This window comes from Leisingera sp. F5 (assembly GCF_001593695.1).
In genome coordinates, this window is record NZ_LUKH01000552.1 from 1 (window position 1) to 2,138 (window position 2,138).

General features: G+C 62.1%; 2 protein-coding genes and 2 pseudogenes. 2 read left to right on the forward strand and 2 right to left on the reverse strand.

The annotated features are described in order from the left end of the window. A pseudogene (locus A2I95_RS33140) lies at nt 1-154 on the reverse strand (NCS1 family nucleobase:cation symporter-1); the annotation flags it as partial. Between the two features lie 171 nt (nt 155-325). On the opposite strand from A2I95_RS33140, the gene A2I95_RS33145 reads away from it, so the two are divergent. Together A2I95_RS33145 and A2I95_RS33150 are read left to right on the forward strand one after the other, a co-directional pair. Continuing rightward, nucleotides 326-982, forward strand: coding sequence for a GntR family transcriptional regulator (locus tag A2I95_RS33145; protein ID WP_027259589.1), 657 nt, complete (start codon nt 326-328; stop codon nt 980-982). 239 nt (nt 983-1,221) lie between these two features. Beyond that, complete coding sequence (locus A2I95_RS33150) at nt 1,222-1,905, forward strand: glutathione S-transferase N-terminal domain-containing protein (protein ID WP_291736665.1); 684 nt, start codon at nt 1,222-1,224, stop codon at nt 1,903-1,905. Between the two features lie 115 nt (nt 1,906-2,020). Here the strand turns inward: A2I95_RS33150 and A2I95_RS33155 are convergent. Further along, nucleotides 2,021-2,138, reverse strand: a pseudogene (locus A2I95_RS33155) (septation protein A); the annotation flags it as partial.

Below are 2,138 nucleotides of genomic sequence, written 5' to 3' on the forward strand. Positions count from 1 at the left end.
AATAGCCGAACAGCGACTGCACGTCATTGGCCCAGATGTTGAAGATGGCGAACCATCCCCATGTTTTTTCGTCGCTGCCAACGGGGTTAAGCGCATTGCCTTCGGGGTCGAGTGTCCCCCCGTGTGCGATATGCACATCGTCTGTTGCAGTCATTTTTTCCTCCCTGATGCTGTTCCGCGGCTGGCGGCTTCGTGCCCCTCCCAAACAGCGCGGCAATCTAAACTTGCAACTAACATGTTAGCAAGTATTCTATGTGGCAGTCTGTTAGGAATTTCAGATAGCACCTTATTGAAACCGGAGGTAATGCCCGTTAAGGACAACCGGATGACCCAGTCTCAAGATGTTCAGCTTTTGGCGGTGAAGGCGCAAAAAGCCCTGTCGGCGGCGCTGCGCAACGGGCAGCTGCGCGACGGGCAGTTTCTGTCGATGTCTCAGCTTGTTACCATGCTCGGCTTCCCGCTGTCCGCGGTCCGCGAAGCGGTAAAGCACGCCAGCTCGCAAGGCCTGCTGATCACTTTGCCGAAGCGCGGGATCCAGGTGATGGAGGCGCGCCCCGAAACGATCCGCGACTGCCTCGACTTCCGGATGGTGCTGGACCAGGAGGGAGCACGGCGGCGGATATCCAGCGATGATCTGACCGGCCTGGATGCACTTCGGGACCGGCATCAGGCCTTTCGCGACGCCGCGCGGCGGAGCGAGGCCAGCAGCACACCGGAGGGCGCCATAGAAGTTGACCTCTCGCTGCATGACTTCCTGGCCGCTGGACTTGGCAATCCCCAGCTGGCGGCCGCGTATGCAGCCAACCGGATGCGGACTGCCATTATCCAGAACGCCCGCCCTTTCCTCCAGGACCGGATCCTATCGGCTATGGAGGAACATCTCGCCATAATAGACGCCCTTGAACGCCACGAAGCTGACGCGGCAACCAGCGCAATCCAGCATCACTATGCGCAGACCCTGCGATGGTGGGGCGTCACCTGATCTTCAGCACCCGGCTCGCCCTGGAAACGGCTGCCGCGAAGCGTCGAAGGTTATGCGTTTCGGACGCGCAGCAAGCAAGATGGCTTTCGCCGCAATGCGATGCCCGGGCACGCCGGATGTTACAGGCTCCAGTCAAGCCGCCCGGGCCAAAACGGTCACAGCCGAGTGAGGGCAGACGCCTCTTGCCCACCCGGCGCCCGCCGTGTTCCTGTGGCCGGGTAACCTGACGGAGGAAACAGATGCAGGATCCGGTCCAGCTCCACTACTGGCCCACGCCGAACGGCTGGAAAATCTCCATCGCGCTGGAGGAGATGGGCCTGCCCTATGAGACCACGCTGATCGACATCACCAAGGGCGATCAGTTCGCACCGGATTTCCTGAAGATCTCTCCCAACAACCGGATGCCCGCGATTATCGACCCGGACGGGCCGGACGGCGCGCCGGTCCCGCTGTTCGAAAGCGGCGCCATCCTGCAATACCTCGCCCGCAAGACCGGGCGGTTCTATGGCGCGGATGAACGCGCGCGGCTGATGGTGGATCAATGGCTGATGTGGCAGATGGGCGGCGTCGGCCCGATGGCGGGCCAGGCACATCACTTCCTGAAATACGCTGCCCAGGATCTGCCCTATGCCAAGGACCGCTACCGCAGCGAAGTGGCCCGCCTTTATCGCGTGCTGGACCGGCAGCTGGCGGAGAATGACTATGTGGCCGGAGCAGGCTATACGATTGCCGACATGGCGATCTGGCCCTGGGCCTCACTGTGGGAAGGCCAGCAGCAAACACTGGAAGACAAGCCGCATCTGGCCCGCTGGCTGGATCTGATGTGGTCCCGTCCCGGCGTGATCGCTGGCCGCGCGCTGCATGCGGACTTGCGCGGCGACCGGTCGGATACCAAGGCCCAGCAGGTGCTGTTTGGCAATTAACGTTAGCCGGATGCGCACCTGCAGCGCACCGCAGGTGCGCTGCCCGGCCCAAGGCTTTACATCTCATCTCTGATGAGGTGCCAAGGCGCGGGAGCCCTCCGCTGACGGCCGCCGGTTACTCCGCCGGGCCAGCTTCTTCCTCCAGCCCGAATTTCTGCAGCAGCTGCCCTTGAGCCATAAAAAATGCGAACATCGCCACCGGCAGGCCGAAGGTCTTGAAATAGACCCAGGTC